The sequence below is a fragment of the Kitasatospora sp. NPDC058190 genome, assembly GCF_042883685.1.
In the GTDB taxonomy this organism is placed as follows: Bacteria; Actinomycetota; Actinomycetes; order Streptomycetales; family Streptomycetaceae; genus Kitasatospora.
Genome location: NZ_JBHVVI010000247.1, coordinates 1 through 4,631 on the forward strand (window position 1 = coordinate 1; position 4,631 = coordinate 4,631).

At 77.3% G+C, this 4,631-nt stretch carries 1 protein-coding gene; it reads left to right on the top strand.

What is annotated here, in order from left to right:
• Positions 1 to 4,631: beta-ketoacyl synthase N-terminal-like domain-containing protein (locus tag ACFVWU_RS44320; protein ID WP_387632279.1), on the top strand; the 4,631-nt coding region annotated here is incomplete at both ends.

Sequence of the window (4,631 nt, forward strand, 5' to 3'; positions counted from 1 at the left end):
CGGCTGGACCAGCTCCTGGACCGGCCGCTGCGGGACGTGCTGTGGGGCGAGGACGCGGAGCCGCTGAACCGGACGGAGTACGCCCAGGCCGGGCTGTTCGCGGTCGAGGTGGCGCTGTTCCGGCTCGTCGAATCCCTGGGCGTGCGGCCGGAGTTCGTGGCCGGGCACTCGATCGGCGAGATCGCCGCGGCCCATGTGGCCGGGGTGTTCTCCCTGGAGGACGCGTGCACGCTGGTGGCGGCGCGCGGCCGGCTGATGCAGGCGCTCCCGGAGGGCGGCGCGATGCTCGCCGTGGAGGCCGAGGAAGCCGAGGTCCTCCCGCTGCTGGACGAGTTCGTCTCCATCGCGGCGGTGAACGGGCCGACGTCGGTGGTGGTCTCGGGTGCCACCGAAGCCGTCGCGGCGATCGAGGCGCACTTCGCCGACCGGCGGACCACGCGCCTGCGGGTCTCGCACGCCTTCCACTCGCCGCTGATGGAGCCGATGCTCGACGACTTCCGGGCCGTCCTCGACGGGCTCGCGTACGAGGCTCCTTCGATCCCGCTGGTCTCCAACCTGACGGGCGACGCGAGCGCGGATCTGTGCACCCCCGAGTACTGGGTGCGCCACGTCCGCGAGACCGTCCGCTTCGCCGACGGCGTCCGGGCGCTGGAGGACGCGGGCGCCACCGCCTTCCTGGAGCTGGGCCCGGACGGCGTCCTCGCCGCCCTCGCCGAGCGGGGTCTCGGCGCGGAGAGCGTGACCGCCTCCACCCTCCGCCGCGACCGGCCCGAGGAACACACCCTGGTCACCGCCCTCGCCCGCCTGCACGTCGCGGGTGTCCCGGTCGACTGGACCGCCCTGCTCGCCGGTACCGGCGCCCGCCGGGTCGACCTGCCCACCTACCCGTTCCAGCGCGAGCTGTACTGGCCCGAGCGCGCACCCGAGGCCGTCGCCGCTGCCGACCCGGCGGACGCCGCGTTCTGGTCCGCCGTCGAGCGCGCCGACACCGCCGCCCTCGGCACGACCCTCGGCCTCGACGACGACACGTCGCTCAGCGCGCTGCTCCCCGCCCTCTCGGCGTGGCGCCGCCGCCGGAGCGAGCGGACGGACGCCGACCGGCTGCGCTACCGCGCGGTCTGGAAGCCGTACGCCGCCCCCACCGGCCCGGACGCCCTGCCGGGCACCTGGCTGGCCCTCGTCCCGGCCGACCGGGACGACGACGCCTGGACGTCCGCGGTGCTCGCGGCCCTCGGCACGGACGTCGTGCGGGTGGCGGTCGACGGGGACGGCACGGTGGACCCGGCTCCGCTCGCCGGGCCGATCACCGGCGTGGTGTCCCTGCTCGCCGCCGCCGGCGGCGTGCCCACCGCGCCCGCACGGCCGGACGCCCTGCTCGCCGCCCTCGGCGAGGCGGGCGTCGAGGCCCCGCTGTGGTGCCTCACCCGGGGCGCCGCCGCCGTCGGCGACACCGAGGCCCCGCAGGACGCCGCGCAGGCGGCCGCCTGGGGCATCGGCCGGGTGGCCGCCCTCGAACACCCGCAGCGCTGGGGTGGGTTGATCGACCTCCCCGAGGCCCCCGACGCCCGCACGGCGGTCCGCCTGCGGGCCCTGCTGACGGCCGGGGACGGCGAGGACCAGCTGGCGCTGCGCCCCGCCGGAGCCTTCGCCCGCCGCGTCGTGCGCGCCACGACGTCCGACTCCACACGCCCGTGGACCCCGCGCGGCACCGTCCTGGTGGTCGGCGACCCGGAGGGCCACGCGGCCCCCGCCGCCCGCTGGCTCGCCCACGCGGGCGCCCGGCAGGTGGTGCTGCTCGCCGCGGACACCGCCGTCGACGGCGAGGCCGTCGACCGGCTGCGCACCGAGCTCGCCGAGTACGGCGCCGAGCTGACGCCCGTCACCGGCACGCCCGGCGACCCGGAGGCCGTCGCCGCCGTCCTCGGGCTGCCGGACCTCTCGGCCGTCCTCTACACGGGCCGGACCGGAGAGCCCGCCGACCACCTCGCCGGGCTGCTCGCCGATCTCGACGCGCTCGACCGGGCGTTCGCGGACCGGGAGCTCGACGCCTACGTGCTGTTCGGGTCGATCACCGGCACCTGGGGTGTGAAGGGCCGGGCCGACGAGGCCGCCGCCAGTGCGCTCCTCGACGCCGTCGCCCAGGGGCGCCGCACCGCCGGGCGGCCCGCCACCGCCGTCGCGTGGGGCGCCTGGGCGGGCAGCACGCCCGACTCCCTGGCCGCGCACCTGCGGGCCAACGGGCTGCCGCCGATGTCGCCCGACCGCGCCCTGACGGCCCTCGCCGCCGCCCTCGACGGCGACGCCGTCACCGTCGCCGACGTGGCGTGGGAGCGCTTCGCGCCCGCCTTCGCCGAGGCCCGGCCGACGCGGCTCTTCGCCGACCTGCCCGAGGCCCGCGTCGTCGCGGAGCCGGTGGAGGCGAGCGCCTCCTCCGGCAAGGCCGACGCGCTGCGCGCCGGGCTGCGCGAGCGGTCGGCGGCCGAGCGCACCGAGGCGCTGCTGGCGATCGTCCGGGCCGAGTCGGCCGCCGTGCTCGGCCACGCCGACGCCGACGACGTGCCGTCCGGCCACCCGTTCAAGGACCTCGGCTTCGACTCGCTGACCGCCGTCGACCTGCGTAACCGGCTCAACACCGCGACCGGCCTGCGTCTGCCGGCCACCCTCGTGTTCGACTACCCGACCCCGGCGGCCCTCGCCGCCCACCTCCGCTCCGAGCTCTTCGACGAGGCGCGGGAGGTGGAGCGCTCGGCCGTCGCCGCCGACACCGACGACCCGATCGTGATCGTCGGCATGGGCTGCCGCTACCCGGGCGGCGTCCGGTCGCCCGAGGACCTGTGGCGGCTCCTGCGGGAGGGCGTCGACGCGATCGGCCCGTTCCCGGCGGACCGCGGCTGGGACCTCGACCGGCTCGCCCACGGCGACCGCGACGGGCGCGGGCGCAGCGTCACCCAGCAGGGCGGGTTCCTGTACGACGCGGCCGCGTTCGACGCCGCCTTCTTCGGGGTCTCCCCGCGCGAGGCGATGGTCGTCGACCCCCAGCAGCGGCTCGTCCTGGAGACCGCGTGGGAGGCGCTGGAACGCGCCGGGATCGACCCGGCGGGTCTGCGCGGCGGCGACACCGGCGTCTTCATCGGCGGCGGCAGCGGCGACTACCGGCCGGCCATCGGCCAGCTCGGCCACGTCGAGACCGCGCAGTCCGCGAGCCTGCTCTCCGGCCGGCTCTCCTACACCCTCGGGCTGGAGGGGCCCTCGGTCAGCGTGGACACCGCGTGCTCGTCCTCGCTGGTGGCCCTGCACCTGGCCGCCCAGGCCCTGCGGTCCGGCGAGTGCTCGCTGGCCCTGGCGGGCGGTGTGACGGTGATGTCGAGCCCGGTCGGCTTCGTCGAGTTCGGCGAGATGGGGGCGCTCTCCCCGGACGGGCGCTGCCGCACCTTCTCCGACGCCGCCGAGGGCACCGCGTGGTCCGAGGGCGTCGGCGTCCTGGTGGTCGAGCGGCTCTCGGACGCCGAGCGCCGGGGCCACCGCGTGCTGGCCGTCCTGCGCGGCTCCGCGATCAACCAGGACGGCGCGTCGAACGGCATCACCGCGCCCAACGGCCCGTCCCAGCAGCGTGTCATCCGGCGCGCCCTGGCCAACGCGGGCCTGGCGCCCGCGGAGGTCGACGCCGTCGAGGCACACGGCACCGGCACCAGGCTCGGCGACCCGATCGAGGCCCAGGCGCTCCTCGCCACCTACGGCCAGGACCGCGAACGGCCCGTCCTGATCGGCGCGCTGAAGTCGAACCTGGGCCACACCCAGGCCGCCTCCGGCGTGGCCGGCGTGATCAAGATGGTGCTGGCCATGCAGCACGGCATGCTGCCGCGCACGCTGCACGTCGGCACGCCGTCCTCGCACGTCGACTGGACGGCCGGCGCCGCCGAGCTCCTCACCGAGGAGACCGCGTGGCCGGCCACCGGCCACCCGCGCCGGGCGGGCGTCTCCGCCTTCGGCGCGAGCGGCACCAACGCCCACGTGATCGTCGAGGCGCCGCCCGCGGCCGAGCCGGCCGAGGAGCGCCCGGACGACCGGCCGCTGCCCGTACCGCTCTCCGCCGCGACGCCCGCCGCGCTGCGCGAGCAGGCCGCCCTGCTGCTCGGCCACCTCACCGCGCACCCGGAGCTGACCGTCCGCGACCTCGGCCACTCGCTCGCCACCACCCGCACGCTGCTCGACCACCGGGCCGCCGTGCTCGCCGCCAACCGCGCCGAGCTGACGCAGGGCCTGCGCGCCCTCGTCGACGGACAGGCCGCGACGCAGCTCGTCCAGGGCTCGGCGCTGGGCGGGAAGACCGCCTTCCTCTTCCCCGGCCAGGGCTCGCAGCGCCCCGGCGCCGGGCGGGAGCTGTACGCCACCCACACGGTGTTCGCCGACGCGTTGGACGCCGTCCTCGTCGGCTTCGAGGGACGGCTGGCCGGGCCGCTGCGCCCGGTGCTGTTCGCGGCGGAGGGTTCGGCGGAGGCCGCGCTGCTGGATGACACGGGGTATGCGCAGCCGGCATTGTTCGCGCTGGAGGTGGCGCTGTTCCGGCTGGTGGAGTCGTGGGGTCTGCGGCCCGATGTCGTGGTGGGGCACTCGATCGGTGAGATCGCGGC